Origin of the sequence: Silvimonas iriomotensis (genome assembly GCF_014645535.1) — a bacterium.
GTDB lineage: Bacteria > Pseudomonadota > Gammaproteobacteria > Burkholderiales > Chitinibacteraceae > Silvimonas > Silvimonas iriomotensis.
In genome coordinates, this window is sequence record NZ_BMLX01000002.1 from 732,932 (window position 1) to 749,593 (window position 16,662).

The 16,662-nt window shown below is 60.9% G+C and carries 14 protein-coding genes; 6 read left to right on the forward strand and 8 right to left on the reverse strand.

Annotated features, from left to right (window positions below; all coding sequences use genetic code 11):
• Positions 1–113: 113 nt before the first annotated feature.
• The 6 genes from hscB to cysE form a co-directional block, all read right to left on the reverse strand.
• On the reverse strand, positions 114–647 hold the full coding sequence (gene hscB / locus IEX57_RS09855) for a Fe-S protein assembly co-chaperone HscB (protein ID WP_188704167.1): 534 nt from the start codon (positions 645–647) through the stop codon (positions 114–116).
• A 118-nt stretch (positions 648–765) separates the two neighbouring features.
• A complete protein-coding gene (iscA, locus tag IEX57_RS09860) occupies positions 766–1,089 on the reverse strand; it encodes an iron-sulfur cluster assembly protein IscA (protein ID WP_188704168.1) in 324 nt (107 codons plus the stop codon).
• Positions 1,090–1,154: 65 nt separating this feature from the next.
• On the reverse strand, positions 1,155–1,538 hold the full coding sequence (gene iscU / locus IEX57_RS09865) for a Fe-S cluster assembly scaffold IscU (protein ID WP_188704169.1): 384 nt from the start codon (positions 1,536–1,538) through the stop codon (positions 1,155–1,157).
• A gap of 143 nt (positions 1,539–1,681) precedes the next feature.
• Entirely contained in the window at positions 1,682–2,896 is a 1,215-nt protein-coding gene (locus tag IEX57_RS09870; RefSeq protein WP_188704170.1) for an IscS subfamily cysteine desulfurase, read from the reverse strand.
• A gap of 79 nt (positions 2,897–2,975) precedes the next feature.
• Entirely contained in the window at positions 2,976–3,476 is a 501-nt protein-coding gene (gene iscR / locus IEX57_RS09875) for a Fe-S cluster assembly transcriptional regulator IscR (protein WP_188704171.1), read from the reverse strand.
• Positions 3,477–3,592: 116 nt separating this feature from the next.
• Positions 3,593–4,348, reverse strand: a complete 756-nt coding sequence (cysE, locus tag IEX57_RS09880) for a serine O-acetyltransferase (protein WP_188704172.1) — start codon at positions 4,346–4,348, stop codon at positions 3,593–3,595.
• 287 nt (positions 4,349–4,635) lie between these two features.
• On the opposite strand from cysE, the gene IEX57_RS09885 reads away from it, so the two are divergent.
• Complete coding sequence (locus IEX57_RS09885; RefSeq protein WP_188704173.1) at positions 4,636–5,532, forward strand: AraC family transcriptional regulator; 897 nt, start codon at positions 4,636–4,638, stop codon at positions 5,530–5,532.
• A 137-nt stretch (positions 5,533–5,669) separates the two neighbouring features.
• Positions 5,670–6,224: a YbhB/YbcL family Raf kinase inhibitor-like protein gene (locus tag IEX57_RS09890; RefSeq protein ID WP_188704174.1), complete on the forward strand. Its 555-nt coding sequence runs from the start codon at positions 5,670–5,672 to the stop codon at positions 6,222–6,224.
• Here the strand turns inward: IEX57_RS09890 and IEX57_RS09895 are convergent.
• Complete coding sequence (locus tag IEX57_RS09895) at positions 6,221–7,363, reverse strand: glycerate kinase (RefSeq protein ID WP_188704175.1); 1,143 nt, start codon at positions 7,361–7,363, stop codon at positions 6,221–6,223. The genes IEX57_RS09890 and IEX57_RS09895 overlap by 4 nt on opposite strands.
• A gap of 26 nt (positions 7,364–7,389) precedes the next feature.
• Positions 7,390–9,024, reverse strand: coding sequence for an alpha-amylase family glycosyl hydrolase (locus tag IEX57_RS09900; RefSeq protein ID WP_188704176.1), 1,635 nt, complete (start codon positions 9,022–9,024; stop codon positions 7,390–7,392).
• Positions 9,025–9,239: 215 nt separating this feature from the next.
• On the opposite strand from IEX57_RS09900, the gene glgB reads away from it, so the two are divergent.
• The 4 genes from glgB to glgC all read left to right on the forward strand — a co-directional run bounded on the left by glgB (position 9,240) and on the right by glgC (position 16,523).
• Positions 9,240–11,420, forward strand: coding sequence for a 1,4-alpha-glucan branching protein GlgB (glgB, locus tag IEX57_RS09905; protein WP_188704177.1), 2,181 nt, complete (start codon positions 9,240–9,242; stop codon positions 11,418–11,420).
• Complete coding sequence (gene glgX, locus IEX57_RS09910; RefSeq protein ID WP_188704178.1) at positions 11,417–13,474, forward strand: glycogen debranching protein GlgX; 2,058 nt, start codon at positions 11,417–11,419, stop codon at positions 13,472–13,474. The genes glgB and glgX overlap by 4 nt, the downstream gene beginning before the upstream one ends.
• Before the next feature lie 79 nt (positions 13,475–13,553).
• Positions 13,554–15,185 carry an alpha-D-glucose phosphate-specific phosphoglucomutase gene (locus IEX57_RS09915; protein ID WP_188704179.1) on the forward strand — a complete coding sequence of 544 codons (1,632 nt, stop codon included), beginning with the start codon at positions 13,554–13,556 and terminating at the stop codon, positions 15,183–15,185.
• A gap of 63 nt (positions 15,186–15,248) precedes the next feature.
• On the forward strand, positions 15,249–16,523 hold the full coding sequence (gene glgC / locus IEX57_RS09920) for a glucose-1-phosphate adenylyltransferase (RefSeq protein ID WP_188704180.1): 1,275 nt from the start codon (positions 15,249–15,251) through the stop codon (positions 16,521–16,523).
• The last annotated feature ends 139 nt before the right edge of the window (positions 16,524–16,662 follow it).

A 16,662-nucleotide genomic window follows, 5' to 3' on the forward strand; every position in this document is an offset into this window, starting at 1 on the left:
TGAAACCAGAAGACCGGCTTCTGGCGATAACTCGCGTTTGCCTGCGCCGTTATCGGCCAGAACAAACGCGGTCAGATGGATTGCACGGGCCGCCCTGGGGCGACCCGTCAGTATCAGTACAGAACAGACTCGATGGCGTTGCCGATTTCCTGATCCAGCCGCTCCATGAAACGCATCTTGCGCACAATCATGGCGGCATCGTCATAGCGAGCCTCGTCGTCGATCAGGCGGGACAACTCGTCTTCCATGGCGCCGATTTCCTGGCGCAGTTCATGGTTGAGTTCTTCCAGCCGCTCCACATTTTGCGACGCCTTGCCCTCGGCAATGTGCTCACGCCAGATCATCTGGTTCATCAGAAAATCCATGGGCATGGCGGTGTTGGTTTCTTCCTGCGTATCCACACCATTGAGTTTGAGCAGATAACGGGCGCGGGAAACCGGGGACTTGAGGGTTTGATAGCCTTCGTTCAGGCGCGTGGCAACCTGCAGCGAGACCCGCTTTTCAGTGTCATCGCTACCGGCAAAACGGTCGGGGTGCCAGGTGGCCTGAAGCGCACGGTACTGCGCTTCCAGAGCTTTTGTATCAAGCGCAAAAGCGGCCGGGAGCTGGAATACCTCGAAATGAGTCTGGTTGAAGTCGAAATTCATCGGGCGGTGCTGGCCTGGGTCGCGTGAACCTGCAGATTAACAAGAAAACGGGCTATACCCGTTCTTTTTAACGCCGCCCTGCCCGCGTGATCGCAAGGCAGGGGTTCAGTCATGCCGCTCAGACGTGGAAACTCTCGCCGCAGCCGCACTCGTTTTTCACGTTCGGATTATTGAACTTGAAGCCTTCGTTCAGCCCTTCCTTGGCGTAATCAAGCTCGGTCCCGTCGATGTACGGCAGGCTCTTGGCATCGGTAAAAATCTGCACGCCAAAGCTGGTAAATACCAGATCGGTATCCGCTTGCACGTCCACGAATTCCAGCTTGTAGGCCATGCCGGAACAGCCCGATGTCTTCACTGCCAGACGCACACCCAAGCCCTTGCCACGACGGGCGAGGTAGCCAGAGATATGGTTCGCAGCGCGTTCACTCAAAGTCAAAGCCATTCAAAAACTCCAGTCCAGTCACGTTACGGATGCCGCGTCATGCCGGCATCCCGATCCAGCCGTGCTCAGGCGGTGTGCTTTTGCTTGTAATCTTCAACCGCTGCCTTGATGGCGTCTTCAGCCAGGATGGAGCAGTGGATTTTCACCGGCGGCAGGGCCAGTTCTTCGGCAATGTGGGTGTTCTTGATAGCCAGTGCTTCATCCAGCGTCTTGCCCTTGACCCATTCGGTCACCAGCGACGAGGAAGCAATGGCCGAACCACAGCCGTAGGTCTTGAACTTGGCATCTTCGATCACGCCATCTGCGCCGACCTTGATCTGCAGCTTCATCACGTCGCCACAGGCCGGTGCGCCGACCATGCCGGTACCAACGGTCTCGTCGCCCTTTTCAAAGGAACCGACGTTGCGCGGATTTTCGTAATGGTCGATTACTTTTTCGCTATAAGCCATGAGATTCTCCAGTGAGGTGTGAGGGCGAGGTGTCAGGGGTAAAACCCGTTGGAACCCCACCACTCACGACCTGATTTCAATCTGTTTTTACACCAAGGGATGTGGCGGTTTTTCTCCTCACGCCTCACCCCTCACGCTCACAATCAGTGTGCAGCCCACTGCACCTGGCTGATGTCCACGCCGTCCTTGAACATTTCCCACAGCGGCGAGAGTTCACGCAGCTTGCCGATCTTTTCATGGATCAACTTGACGGCGAAATCGATATCTTCAACCGTGGTGAAGCGGCCGATCGTGAAACGGATCGACGAATGCGCCAGTTCATCAGAGCGGCCCAGCGCGCGCAGCACGTAAGACGGTTCCAGGCTGGCAGAGGTACAGGCCGAGCCGGAGGACACCGCCAGTTCTTTCAGCGCCATGATCAGCGATTCGCCTTCAACAAAGTTGAAGCTCACGTTCAGGTTGTGCGGAACGCGCTGATCCATGTCACCGTTCAGGTGGGTTTCTTCGATATCAGAGATACCGGCCCACAGACGGTCACGCAACATGCGGATGCGTTCCAGTTCAGTGCCCATTTCTTCACGGGCAATGCGGAAAGCCTCGCCCATGCCAACGATCTGGTGCGTGGCCAGCGTGCCGGAGCGGAAACCGCGCTCGTGGCCGCCACCGTGCATTTGTGCTTCCAGACGGATACGCGGCTTGCGGCGGATGTACAGCGCGCCAATGCCTTTCGGGCCGTAGGTTTTGTGGGCAGACAGGGCCAGCAGGTCAATCTTGGTCTTTTGCAGGTCGATCACGACCTTGCCAGTGGCTTGCGCGGCGTCGACATGGAACACAATGCCCTTCTCGCGGCACAACTCACCAATGGCGTCGACATCCTGGATTACGCCGATTTCGTTGTTCACCAGCATGACCGAGATCAGGATGGTGTCCGGGCGGATGGCCGCCTTGAGCACGTCCAGATCAATCAGCCCGTCGGCTTTGACATCCAGGTAAGTAACTTCAAAACCTTCGCGTTCCAGTTCACGCGTGGTGTCCAGCACGGCTTTGTGCTCGGTCTTCACGGTGATCAGGTGCTTGCCCTTGCTTTGATAGAAGTGCGCAGCGCCCTTGATGGCCAGGTTGTCAGATTCGGTCGCGCCGGAGGTCCACACGATTTCCTTGGCGTCGCAGTTGAGCAGCGCGGCAACTTGTTCACGCGCTTCTTCTACGGCCGATTCCGTCTCCCAGCCGTAGGCGTGCGAACGCGAGGCCGGGTTGCCGAAGTGTTCGGTCAGGTACGGAATCATCTTCTGCGCCACGCGCGGATCAACCGGGGTGGTGGCAGAGTAATCAAGGTAAATCGGCAACTTGCGGTCCATTACAGGTACTCCGTGCTCAATCTGTGCGTATGGGTTTTACTGTTTTTACTGCTTGCTTCTGTTTCGATGCGGCCAGGGTTTACAGACCCGGCAACACACCAGCGGCTTCCGCCGTTCTGCCAGGGCGCTGGTCCATCAGGACCGCTTGCTGGCATTGCTCACGGCGGCGCTGTTTTTCGTGCTGTTGCTCTACCAGCTGCGCCAGGGTGACCGAAGACAGATAGTCGTAAATGGTTTTGTTCAGGCTGGCCCACAAGTCGTGGGTCATGCAGCGGTGGTCTTCCAGGCAGTTTTCCTTGCCACCGCATTGCGTCGCGTCGATCGGTTCATCGACGGCCTTGATAATCTCGGCCACGGTGATCAGTTCGGCGCCACGCGCCAGACAGTAACCACCGCCAGGGCCGCGCACGCTTTCAACCAGTTCACGGCGGCGCAGCTTGCCAAACAGTTGTTCCAGGTAAGAAAGCGAAATCTGCTGGCGTTCGCTGATCCCCGCCAGTGTCACCGGGCCTTTGGCCTGGCGCAGGGACAGGTCGAGCATTGCCGTTACGGCAAACCGGCCTTTGGTCGTCAGTCGCATCGCTTTGTCCTGGTTGATCGTTTAGCGGGCATCGTAAAATACCCTACAAATTTAGTCAACTAAAAACCCTGGTAGTTCAGTGGGTTTTTATCGTCAAAATACCGTCTGCCGAGGGCTTATTCCTCGACAATCCGGTTCAGATAATTGGGGTCAAATCCGTCTTGCGCGGCACGCTCTTTGGAGCAATCCACACCCAGTTGCTCCAGCCGCGCCAGGATCATGTCCAGACGCTTGTCGGTGGTGACTGAGTGATCCAGCAGGCCGTGAATGGCTTTCACCGTCGGGTCGTTCATGTCGTCAGACAGGCCATAGGCTGTAAAGCCCATTTTCTCTGCCTGCTCGGCCCGGACCTTGTCACGTTCCTTGTCGACCATGCGCGCCAAGTTGGCCACCATGGTGGCGCCCGCCGGCACCGGCTTGATCACCACAGCGTTCGGGCCGATCTTGGCGCCGCGCCCCACGGTGAAGCCGCCCAGCACTTTAGCCCCCGCGCCTACCACCACACCTTCTTCCAGCGTCGGGTGGCGCTTGCCTTCATGCAGCGAGGTGCCGCCCAGGGTCACGCCCTGGTACAGCGTGCAGTCGTCGCCGATCTCTGCGGTTTCGCCAATCACCACACCCATGCCGTGATCGATGAACACGCGGCGGCCGATTTTGGCGCCCGGGTGGATCTCGATACCGGTCAGCCAGCGGCCGAAATGCGACACGGTGCGAGCCAGCAGCTTGCAGTCGCGCAGCCAGAGGGCGTGCGCCATGCGATGCAGCGTTTGCGCCTGAAAACCCGGATAACAGATGACCACTTCCCACATGGAACGTGCGGCGGGATCGCGCTCAAAAATGGCCCGGATGTCTTCACGCAAGCGATCAAGCATAAGCTGGCTGCTTCGGGGAGGGTTGGAAAGCCGACTATTTTACTCGACTTTTACCGGCAAGACCAGTCAGAACAAAAATCACAAGCCATTGATATTCAAGGTTATTTCTAAAACAGATATGACTTTTTCCATCAGGCTGTCAGAAAACACCGGCAGACCTGCAATCCCGTTGCGGCAGGCCTGGCGCAGGAATGCGACAAGCGGTGGGCCGCTGGCCCATAAAACCAACCCAATGTCATCAACTGGCTGTAGGCTAAGCGCCCATTCAACCGGTCGGGGTGATCAGCATGCATCAAACCCTGTTGTCGCAACTCATGGCCTTGCCCAATCTGGCCGAGCGCACCTTTGTGGGTGGTGCGGCCTTGTTCCGCTTTCATCACCGCGTACAGGTGCAGCGCACGCCCTACTTTGTGCCGTGTCTGATCGCGGTGCTGGCCGGTGAAAAACACATCAAGACCGCCAGTGGCGAGTTCATCTGCAAGGCCGGCGACTGGTTTACGGTCAGTGCGGGCACCACCATCACCTTTACCAATGTGCCCGATCCGGAACGCGGTTATTTTGCGGCGGTGGTGATTGCCGCTGATGCCAGCATGCTGCAGCGATTCCGCCAGCGTTATGCCGGCGTACTGCCCGCGCAACTGGATGCCCACCCGCTCATTGCGCCCGACACCGGCAGCCGCCAGGCGCTGCACGATTACATCAGCGAAATCCTCATTACCCGCCACGACAAACTCTCTGACGCGCTGGTTGAGTTGCGCTGGGAAGCCCTGTGGCTGGCACTGGCGCGCCAAGGCGTGGCGCGTGATCTGGTCATGGCCCAGCCGGGCCGCTGGCGTGAACGCGTGGTGTGGACGCTGTACAGCAATGTGGCGGCAGACTGGCACGCTGACGACGTCGCCCGCAAGCTGGCCTTGAGCGAGTCATCGCTGCGCCGCCGCCTGCGTGATGAAGGCGTCTCGTTCAGCGAGTTGTTGCTGGATGTGCGCATGGAACGCGCGCTAGCCATGGTGATGGATGGCAGCACGCCGATCCAGCGCATTGCCGAGGCCTGCGGCTATACCTCGCCGTCGCGGTTTGCCGCTGCGTTCCGCCAGCGTTTCGGGCTGTCGCCACTGGCCTTGCGCGCCTCTTTCCAGACGCCGCAGGCAACGCACGCCGAGTCTGCGGCCGACGCGCTGGCCTGACCGGTTCGGGCCAGAATCTGACCGGATCGGGCGACACGGTCCGGTCCGCTTTTCCTATGATGGGTTGGCGCAGTGCACGCGGCAGACGACCGCATCCATCAGCACTGCCTTTTCACAGAGAGAAAAGGAACGCCACCATGAAACACCATCTGACCTGGGCCAGCGCGCTCTTGCTTGCCACCGGCATCAGCCACGCCGCCGGCTTTACCGTTACCAGCCATGATGTCACCAGCGGCGCCACCCTGAGCCAGAAACACGTGGCCTACGGCGAAGGATGCAAGGGCCAGAATATCTCGCCCGATCTGGCCTGGAACAACCCGCCTGCCGGCACCCAGAGCTTTGCCATCGTGGTATCAGACCCGGATGCGCCCGGTGCGCGGACGTGGTTCCACTGGGTGCTGTTTGATATCCCGGCCAGCGTCAACAACGTGGCCGCAGCGGCTGGCGAGTACAACAGCAAGACGCTGCCCGCCGGCGCGGTTCAGGGCCGCAACAGTGACTACAGCTTTTCTTATACCGGGGCATGCCCGCCCGCCGGCGACAAACCGCATCACTATCACTTCACCGTGTACGCGCTGAAAAGCGCAAAGCTGGGCGCGGATGCCAGCAACAGCAGCCCGGACAACCTGGTCGACAAGATCAAGGCGCAAGCGCTGGGCAGCGCAGAGGTCATGGCCACGTTTGGCCGTTAAGGCTTGAGTTGTTGTGCCAGCTGGAGGGTCGCGGCGACATTGCGTGCGGCCCGCCGGACATTGGGCGCAGCCTGGCTTAGTGCCTGCGCCAGATCGCCTGGTTCGTGCAGTACGCTGAATGCGGCATCCAGGCCGGCGCGCTGCAATTCGTCACTGCTGGCGGTGAGTGAGCCATTGAGCGCAATTACCGGCTTGCCATGACGTCTGGCCACTTGCGCCACGCCCACCGGGGTTTTGCCGCGCAGGCTCTGGCTGTCCATGCGCCCTTCCCCGGTGATGACCAGATCCGCGTCGCGGATCGCTTCATCCAGCCGCAAGACGTCCGCCACAATCTGCACGCCGGGCCGCAACTGCCCGCCCAGCGCCAGCATCATGGCGCCCATGCCGCCTGCGGCACCGGCCCCGGGGACATCCGCCACATCTTTGCCCAGGCCCTGTTTCAGGCAGATGGCCAGGCGGCCCAGGCACTCGTCAAGACGCGCCACCATGGCCGGGGTCGCCCCTTTTTGCGGGCCGAAGACGGCAGAGGCGCCTTGCGGCCCGGTCAGCGGGTTATCCACATCGCAAGCGACTTCAATCCGGCACCGGGCCAGCCGCGTATCCAGACCGGCCGCATCCAGCTGCGCCAGCGCCGCCAGGGCACCGCCGCCCGGGCCGATTTCGGCACCGGCCGCATCGACACAGCGCAACCCCAGCGCCTGCGCCATGCCGACGCCGCCATCATTGGTTGCGCTGCCACCCAGACCGATCACCAGATGCCGTGCGCCGGCATCCAGCGCGGCCATGATCAACTCACCCGTGCCGCGTGTGGTGGTCAACAGCGGGTTGCGCGCGGCAGCGGGCACCAGCGCCAGCCCGCTGGCTGCGGCCATTTCGATCACGGCCGTGTGGCCATCGCCCGTCAGCCCGTAAAAGGCCTTGACCGGGGTCCCCAGCGGACCGGTCACCGACACCTCAACCCGCTGGCCGCCGGTGGCGACGACAAAGGCATCGACCGTGCCCTCGCCCCCGTCAGCCATGGGCAGCAGGGTATAGCGGGCATCCGCAAACACTTCGGCAAAACCGGCGGCAATGGCCTGCGCCACCTGCCATGCAGAGAGGCTTTCCTTGAATGAATCCGGCGCAATGACAATGTGCATGAATGAAAACCGGTTGTGCTAATCGATCAGCGCACAGTACCAAAAACTCCGCCATATGCGCCAAGGTCCAGCATGCCGTTTTCAATCAACCCGCGCCCCAGACCATGGCCGGAGAGCGGAATGACATCGCGCAGCAGGGTCGGCAGTTTGACGCGCACTTTGGCGCTGCCCAGATTGAACGCCACCAGCACGGTGACATGATCGTGTTTGCGGGTGTAGAGCAGCACTGGCTCCGGCACTTTGTAAAAATGGATATCGCCACGGATCAGCGCCGGATAGCCGCGCCGCCAGGCCAGAAAATGCCGGGTGAAGTTCAGCACCGAATCCGCTGGCCGTTCCTGCACCGCCACCGCCCGCGCCAGATGTTCGCCCGGTATCGGCAGCCAGGGTTGCGCGGTGGAAAACCCGCCAAACGCCGCGTTCTTTTTCCAGGGCATGGGCGTGCGGCAGCCATCGCGGCCTTTGAACTCCGGCCAGAAGGCTTTGCCATACGGGTCTTGCAGCAAGGCGTACGGGATGTCTGCTTCGGGCAGGCCCAGTTCATCGCCCTGATACAGGCAACTGCTGCCACGCAAGGTGGTAACCAGCGCCAGCACCATTCTGGAGAATTGCGGGTCGTCCGTGTTGTGGCCCCAGCGCGTAAGCACGCGCGGCACATCGTGATTGCCCACCGACCAGCACGCCCAGCCGGGCTTGTCATGCATGGCCATGTGCGCTTCCAGGTCTTCTACCTGGCGGCGGATATGCTCGGCCGTATGCGCTTCGGTCAGCAGGTTGAAGCTGTACGCCTGATTGAGCTTGTCGCCGCCGGAGGTGTACTCCGCCATGCGCGCCAGCGAGTCATCGTCCCCCACTTCGCCCACGCTGGCCGCCCCGTACTGATCCAGCAATTTGCGGATTTGCTTGAGGAACTTGAGGTTCTGCGGCCGGCTTTTGTCGTAACGGTGCTGCTGCATGCCATACGGGTTGGAGAGCGTCACGGTCATGTCGTCTACCGACTCTGCGGCCGGGTTACTGCGCAGCTTGCGATCATGAAAATGATAGTTGCAGGCATCAAACCGGAAGCCGTCCACCCCGCGTTTGAGCCAGAACTCGATGTTATCCAGCGTGGCCTGTTGCACTTCTTCATTGTGGAAATTGAGATCAGGCTGGCTGGTCAGGAAATTGTGCAGATAGTACTGGCGGCGCCGGGTATCCCACTGCCAGGACGAGCCGCCAAACACCGACAACCAGTTGGAGGGCGGCGTGCCGTCGGGGCGGGCATCGGCCCAGACATACCAGTCGGCCTTGGGGTTGTCGCGGCTCTGGCGGCTTTCCACAAACCAGGGATGGGCGTCGGCGGTGTGCGACAACACCTGGTCGATGATCACCTTGATCCCGGCCTTGTGCAGATCTGCCACCAGCGCGTCAAAGTCCGCCAGTGTGCCAAACAGTGGATCGACATCCCGGTAATCCGACACGTCGTAGCCAAAGTCATTCATCGGAGAGGTAAAGAACGGCGAGATCCAGACTGCATCAATATTGAGCCGCTTGAGATAAGACACATGCTGGCGAATGCCGGGCAGATCGCCCACGCCGTCGCCGTTGCTATCCATGAAACTGCGCGGGTAAATCTGGTAGATCACCGCACCGCGCCACCAGGCTTTGGCAGATCTGGCCATGTCTTGCTCCCCTTTGAATCAGCATTCCGGTTTTTGTGAGATATGTCTGAAAGCGGATACTCAACCTCGTCTTGCAGCACTGCATGCGCGTAACCATTAGGCTATAAATTAATGGCAAGCGTGTCGTGCAGGTGGTGTGACGCCTGCGCACCGCTGCTTATATAGCACGTGAATCAGACAGATTTCCCGACAAAATCCACCAAGAGATCGTGCCCATGCCCTACCAGCTTGACGCAGCCACCCGCGACGCCCTGTTTGAAGGTGACCATACCGACCCGTTTGCCGTGCTGGGTCTGCACGAGAGCGATGAGGGGCTGGTGATCCGCACCTTTCAGCCGCAGGCCTCCGCCGTCACCGTGACCGATCCCGGTGGCCGCAAGATTGTGGCTTTGCCGTGCACCGACGAGCGCGGCTTCTTTGAAGGGCTGATTCCGCGCCGCAAGAACCGCTTCGCTTACCGCTTGCTGGTGACCTGGGCGCACGGGCAGTTTGATCTGGAAGACGCCTACCGTTTCGGGCCCAGCCTGGGGGATATGGACGTCTGGTTGCTGGCCGAAGGCACGCATACCCGCCCCTATGAAAAACTGGGCACGCACCCGACCACGCTGGAAGGCATTGGCGGCGTGGCCTTTGCCGTGTGGGCGCCGAACGCCCAACGCGTGGCGCTGGTGGGCGACTTCAACTACTGGGATGGCCGCCGCCACCCCATGCGGTTCCGGCCCGAATGCGGCGTGTGGGAGTTGTTCATGCCCAATGCGCAGATCGGCCAGATGTACAAATACGAAATCCGCGACCAGAACGGCGACATCTTTCTTAAATCAGACCCCTACGGCCTGACCATGGAATTGCGCCCCGGCACCGCCAGCAAGGTGGCACGCCTGCCCGCCTGGGTTGAACCCAGTGAAGCGCGGCGCAAGGCCAACGCGTTCGATGCGCCGGTATCCATCTATGAAGTGCATCTGGGCTCCTGGAAACGCGTGCCGGAAGACGGCCAGCGCTGGCTGACCTACCGCGAACTGGCCGACCAGCTTATCCCGTATGTGGAAGACCTGGGCTTTACCCACATTGAGTTGATGCCGGTCAACGAGCACCCGTTTGATGCGTCCTGGGGTTATCAACCGCTGGGCATGTACGCGCCGACGTCGCGCTTTGGCACGCCGGATGATTTCCGCCACCTTGTCGATACCGCCCACCGCGCCGGCATCGGCATCATTCTGGATTGGGTGCCCGGACATTTTCCGTCTGATGCGCACGGCCTGGCGCGCTTTGACGGTACGCATCTGTATGAGCACGCCGACCCGCGTGAAGGCTTCCATCAGGACTGGAACACGCTGATCTTCAACTATGGCCGCAATGAAGTACGCAATTACCTGATCGGCAATGCGCTTTACTGGATCGAGCGCTATGGCATTGACGGCCTGCGCGTGGATGCCGTGGCCTCCATGCTGTACCGCGATTACAGCCGCAAGGAAGGCGAATGGGTGCCTAACCGCTTTGGCGGTCGCGAGAACCTGGAAGCCATCGACTTTCTGAAGCGCATGAACGAAACCGTCGGCACCGTGCGCCAGGAAGCCATCACCATTGCCGAAGAATCCACCGCTTTCCCCGCGGTCACGCGCCCGCCGTCTGATGGCGGTCTGGGGTTCCACTTCAAGTGGAACATGGGCTGGATGAACGACACGCTGTCATACATGAAACTGGACCCAGTGCATCGCCAGTACCACCACAACAAGATGACCTTCGGCCTGATGTACGCCTGGCACGAGAACTTTGTGCTGCCGCTCTCGCACGATGAAGTGGTGCACGGCAAGGGCTCACTGTTGTCACGCATGCCGGGCGATGCCTGGCAGCAGTTTGCCAACCTGCGCGCCTATTACGCTTTCATGTGGGCGCACCCGGGCAAGAAACTGTTGTTCATGGGCTGCGAGTTCGGCCAGGGCCGCGAGTGGAATCACGAAGCCAGCCTGGACTGGCATTTGCTGGAGGTGGACTGGCACCGCGGCGTGCAGTCGCTGATCCGTGATCTGAACCAGGTCTACAAGCGTGAAGGCGCGCTGCATCAGAAAGACTTCAACGAGGAAGGGTTCCGCTGGATCAATCCCGATGACAACATCAACTCGGTCTACCCTTTCATCCGCTACGGCAATGCGCCGGGCGACGGCATTGTGGTGATCTGCAATTTCACCCCGGTCCCGCGTGAGGGCTACCGCATTGGCGTGCCGGACGCCGGCCAGTATGCAGAAGTCCTCAACACCGATTCTCACTACTACTGCGGCAGCGACGTCGGCAACCCGCCGCAATACACCACCACCGAAGGCTGCAACGGCCAGCCGCACTCGCTGGTGCTGACCTTGCCGCCGCTGGCCACCATCTACCTGAAACGGGTGGCGCCATGACGCTGCAGGACGGGCGACCGTTCCCGCTCGGGGCCACGCTGGATGAAGACGGCGTCAACTTTGCGCTGTTTTCAGAAAACGCGACCGGCGTCGAGTTGTGCCTGTTTGATGCCGACGGTCACGAAACCCGTCTGCCCATGCCAGTGTGCGAGAACAATATCTGGCATGGCTTTCTGGCCGGCGGCAAAGCCGGGCAAATTTATGGTTACCGGGTCAGCGGCCGTTACGCGCCGCGTGAAGGGCATCGTTTCAATCCGGCCAAGCTGTTGCTGGACCCGTATGCCAAAGACGTGATCGGCCATGCGCACGATCACTCCAACTTTCTGGGCGATGATCTGGAAAACCCCGGCCAGCCGGACCCGACCGACAGCGCCGAACTCGCCCCCAAGGCCCGTGTACCCGGCCATGATGATTACGACTGGGAAGGCGACAAAGCGCCGCGCGTGCCGTGGGCCCAAACCGTGGTGTATGAAGCGCATGTACGCGGCATGACCATGCAACACCCGGATGTGCCGGAGAACCTGCGCGGCACCTATGCCGGGTTTGCCCACCCGGCGGTCATCGCCCACCTCAAGCGGCTGGGCGTGACCACGGTCGAACTGTTGCCGGTGACCCTGCATGCCGACGAGCCCCGTCTGCAGCGCATGAACCTGAGCAATTACTGGGGCTACAACCCGCTGGCCATGATGGCGATCGAGTCTGCCTACTGGTCTGGCCGCGCCGGCACCACACCGCTCTCGGAATTTCGTGATCTGGTTAAAGCGCTGCATCAGGCCGGGCTGGAAGTCATCATGGATGTGGTGTTCAACCACACGGCAGAACTGGATGACAAAGGCCCGACGCTGTCCATGCGCGGTATTGATAACGCCAGCTATTACCACCTGGCGGGCGATGGCGGCTACGAGAACTGGACCGGCTGCGGCAACACGCTCAAGCTCAGCCACCCGCGCATGCTGCAATTGATGATGGACAGCCTGCGTTACTGGGTGGGCGTCTGTCATGTCGACGGTTTTCGCTTTGATCTGGCGCCCGTGCTGGGCCGTGGTCCTGGCGGCGGCTATACCACCTCGGCCGGCCCGTTTGCAGCGCTGGCGCAAGACCCGGTACTGGCGCACGTCAAACTGATTGCAGAACCATGGGATGTCGGCGGTGGCGGCTATCAGCTGGGGCATTTTCCGCCGGGCTGGGCCGAATGGAACGATCAGTACCGCGACACGCTGCGCCGCTTCTGGCTGCATGACGGTATCAACCGCGGACAACTGGCCCAGCGGCTGGCCGCATCAAGTGATCTATTTGGCGTGCCGGGCCGCAAGCCGTGGGCGTCGGTCAACCTGATCACCGCGCATGATGGTTTTACCCTGGCCGATCTGACCAGCTACAACCAGAAGCACAACAAGGCCAATGGCGAAAACAACCGTGACGGCCACAACGAGAATTACTCCTGGAACTGCGGCGAAGAAGGCCCCAGCGAGGACGAAGACGTGCTCTTGTTGCGCACACGCTCGCGCCGGGCACTGCTGGCCACGCTGATGCTGGCCCAGGGCACGCCCATGCTGCTGGCCGGCGATGAACTGGCCCACAGCCAGGGCGGCAACAACAACGCCTATTGCCAGAACAATGCCACCAGCTGGCTGGACTGGGCGCATGCCGATGCCGACATGATCGACTTCGTCGCCCGCCTGATTGCGCTGCGCAAGGCGTGTGCTGTTCTGGTTAACGGCCAGTGGTGGCAAGATACGCCCTCGCCGGACGGCCAGTACGATGTGCAATGGCTCAATCCATCCGGCGCAGCGCTGAAATCGCACGACTGGGACGACAGCGCGGCGCGCGCCATGATGCTGGCATTAAAAGACGGCATCCTGATTTTGATCAATGGCTCCGCGCACCAACTGGAGTTCCGTTTACCCCTTGGCTGCTGGCGCGTTGAACTGGCCAGCGCCGAGGCCAGGGAATCGGGCCTGCATCAAGGCGAGTACCGCGCCTCACCGCGCAGTGTGACCGTCATGATGACAGAGACCGAACCGGCGCAAGCTGCCGGCACGACAACACAATGAGAGCGACTGCACCCCTGCGGCATCAGGCCCGGCGGGCCGGCCGCTCACGACAACAGCTCCTAGAGAACGGGTTATCAATATGAGTACGCAAACCATCTCCACCCAGCCCATTGCCGGCCAGAAGCCTGGCACTTCCGGCTTGCGCAAGAAAGTCGGCGTGTTCCAGGCGCCGCATTACCTGGAAAACTTCGTCCAGTCGATTTTTGACGCGCTGGGCAATGTGAAAGGCAAAACCCTGGCACTGGGTGGCGACGGCCGCTACCACAATCGCGAAGCCGTGCAGGTCATCCTGAAAATGGCCGCCGCCAACGGTGTGGGCAAGGTCATGGTCGGCCAGGGCGGCATTTTGTCGACCCCGGGCACCAGCTGCGTTATCCGCAAGCACAAGCTCTCTGGCGGCATCATCCTGTCTGCCTCGCACAACCCGGGCGGCCCGGATGGCGATTTCGGCATCAAGTACAACATTGATAACGGCGGCCCGGCCCCGGAGAAAGTGACCGATGCCATTTACGCCAGGTCCGGCACCATCACGCAGTACCTGATTTCCGATGCGCCTGATTACGACATCGACACTGTTGGCAGTGGCACGCTGGACGGCATGACGGTCGAAGTCATCGACCCCGTGGCCGACTACGCCGAACTGATGCAGCAACTGTTCGACTTTGCCGCCATCAAGCAATGGCTGGATGCCGGCCACCGTATCCGTTACGACGCACTTTCTGCCGTCGGCGGCCCGTACGGCAAACACATTTTTGAAGGTCTGCTGGGCACGCCGGCTGGCTCGGTCGTCAATGGCGAACCGCTGGAAGACTTCGGCGGCCATCACCCGGACCCGAACCCGGTCTATGCCACGGACCTGATCGAACACCTTGATGCCGCCAACGCGCCAGACCTGGGCGCCGCCTCTGACGGCGATGCCGACCGCAACATGATCGTCGGCCACAAACTGGTGGTCACCCCGTCCGACAGCCTGGCGATCATCGCCGCACATGCCACGGTGGCACCGGGCTACCGGCAAGGCATCAGCGGCATTGCGCGCTCCATGCCGACTTCGCAAGCGGCCGACGTGGTGGCCAAGGCGCTGGGCGTGCCGTGCTTTGAAACGCCGACCGGCTGGAAATTCTTCGGCAACCTGCTTGATGCCGGCAAGGCCACGCTGTGCGGCGAAGAAAGCTACGGCACGGGCTCCAACCATATCCGCGAGAAAGACGGCATCTGGGCCATCCTGTTCTGGCTCAACATTCTGGCGGCCACCGGCAAGAGCGTGAACCAGATTGTCACCGAGCACTGGGCACAATACGGCCGCCATTTTTACTCGCGCCACGACTACGAAGGCATTGATACCGACGCCGCCAACAAGCTCATGGATGAACTGCGCGCCAGGCTGCCGCAACTGGCCGGCACGCAACTGGCACACCGCAAGGTCAAACTGGCAGATGACTTTGCCTACCATGATCCGGTCGACGGTTCGACCACGCAAAAGCAAGGTGTGCGCATCATTTTTGAAGATGGCGCCCGCCTGATCTACCGCTTGTCCGGCACCGGTACGGAAGGCGCGACATTGCGGGTCTATCTTGAAAGTTACGAGGCCGATGCGGCACGCCACGCCACGCCGACCCAGGAGGCGCTGGCAGACCTGATCACCACCTCGCGTGATCTGGCCCGCATTGCACCACTTACCGGCCGGACTGAACCCACAGTCGTGACCTGACAGACAAACCACCAAAGAAGGGGCAGAAAAATGGGCGCTCACCAGAAAACCGTGGAGACCACCATGCAATATCCGATCATGGACAAGATTACGCTGGCCCGGCAATTACCGAACAAATCGGTCGCGCTGGTGCTGGCGGGTGGTCGTGGTTCCCGTCTGAAAGCCCTGACGGATCGCCGGGCCAAACCGGCGGTCCACTTTGGTGGCAAGTTCCGCATTATCGACTTTGCCCTTTCCAACTGTTTGAACTCGGGCATCCGCCGCATCGGCGTGATCACGCAGTACAAGTCGCACAGCCTGCTGCGCCATCTGCAGCGCGGCTGGTCGTTCTTGCGCAACGAGATGAACGAGTTCGTTGACCTCTTGCCCGCGCAGCAGCGTATTGATGAAGAACACTGGTATCGCGGCACGGCAGATGCCGTGTACCAGAACATGGACATCATCCGCGGCTACCGGCCTGAATATGTGGTGATCCTGGCCGGGGATCACATCTACAAGATGGATTACTCGCGCATGTTGCTTGATCACGTCGAGCAAGGCGGCGAGTGCACGGTGGCCTGCATTGAAGTGCCGCGCGCCGAGGCCACCGCCTTTGGCGTGATCCACATGGACGAATACCGCCGCATCATCGACTTTGTGGAAAAACCGGCGGACCCGCCCCCCATGCCGGGCAAGCCGGAATCCGCGCTGGCCTCGATGGGGATCTACATTTTCAACGCGGCCTATCTGAACCAGATTCTGGAAGAAGACATCCAGGACGATAAATCCAGTCACGATTTCGGCAAGGACCTCATCCCCAAAGCCGTTTCCCAGGGCAAAGCCTTCGCCCACCCGTTTGAACTCTCTTGCGTCTCGACCGACCCCGAATCCCCACCCTACTGGCGCGACGTCGGTACGGTAGACGCGTACTGGAAAGCCAACCTGGACCTCGCCTCCGTCACGCCGGAGCTGGATGTTTACGACCGCGACTGGCCGATCTGGAGCCATCAGGAACAACTGCCACCAGCCAAGTTTGTCCAGGACCGCAACGGCAGCCACGGCATGACGCTGAACTCGCTGGTGTCCGGCGGTTGCATTGTGTCCGGCTCGCTGGTGATCAACTCCGTACTGTTCTCCCGCGTGCGGGTGCATTCGTTCTGCACCATCGACTCTGCGGTGATCCTGCCTGACGTGGTCGTCGGCCGCTCCAGCCGCTTGCGCCGCTGCGTGATTGACCGCGCGTGCGTGATTCCGGACGGGCTGGTGGTTGGCGAAAACGCCGAGGAAGACGCCAAGCGGTTTTATCGCAGCGATGACGGCGTACTGCTGATCACCCGAGAGATGCTGGCGAAGCTTTGAGGGCTTTGCCGGCAACCCTGCCTGCGCCACCCAACCAGTCTGTCATTCCGGCGAAGGCAGCAATCCAGTACGGCCACCACAGGTGGCCTTGGGTGGAAAGGCATCACGCCGATTGATCTGCAGGATGGATTCAGCGCGC

Coding starts and splice junctions, on each gene's coding strand:
- hscB (WP_188704167.1), bottom strand. CDS start 647: ATGAATTTCGACTTCAACCAGACTCATTTCGAGGTATTCCAGCTCCCG.
- iscA (WP_188704168.1), bottom strand. CDS start 1,089: ATGGCTTTGACTTTGAGTGAACGCGCTGCGAACCATATCTCTGGCTAC.
- iscU (WP_188704169.1), bottom strand. CDS start 1,538: ATGGCTTATAGCGAAAAAGTAATCGACCATTACGAAAATCCGCGCAAC.
- IEX57_RS09870 (WP_188704170.1), bottom strand. CDS start 2,896: ATGGACCGCAAGTTGCCGATTTACCTTGATTACTCTGCCACCACCCCG.
- iscR (WP_188704171.1), bottom strand. CDS start 3,476: ATGCGACTGACGACCAAAGGCCGGTTTGCCGTAACGGCAATGCTCGAC.
- cysE (WP_188704172.1), bottom strand. CDS start 4,348: ATGCTTGATCGCTTGCGTGAAGACATCCGGGCCATTTTTGAGCGCGAT.
- IEX57_RS09885 (WP_188704173.1), top strand. CDS start 4,636: ATGCATCAAACCCTGTTGTCGCAACTCATGGCCTTGCCCAATCTGGCC.
- IEX57_RS09890 (WP_188704174.1), top strand. CDS start 5,670: ATGAAACACCATCTGACCTGGGCCAGCGCGCTCTTGCTTGCCACCGGC.
- IEX57_RS09895 (WP_188704175.1), bottom strand. CDS start 7,363: ATGCACATTGTCATTGCGCCGGATTCATTCAAGGAAAGCCTCTCTGCA.
- IEX57_RS09900 (WP_188704176.1), bottom strand. CDS start 9,024: ATGGCCAGATCTGCCAAAGCCTGGTGGCGCGGTGCGGTGATCTACCAG.
- glgB (WP_188704177.1), top strand. CDS start 9,240: ATGCCCTACCAGCTTGACGCAGCCACCCGCGACGCCCTGTTTGAAGGT.
- glgX (WP_188704178.1), top strand. CDS start 11,417: ATGACGCTGCAGGACGGGCGACCGTTCCCGCTCGGGGCCACGCTGGAT.
- IEX57_RS09915 (WP_188704179.1), top strand. CDS start 13,554: ATGAGTACGCAAACCATCTCCACCCAGCCCATTGCCGGCCAGAAGCCT.
- glgC (WP_188704180.1), top strand. CDS start 15,249: ATGCAATATCCGATCATGGACAAGATTACGCTGGCCCGGCAATTACCG.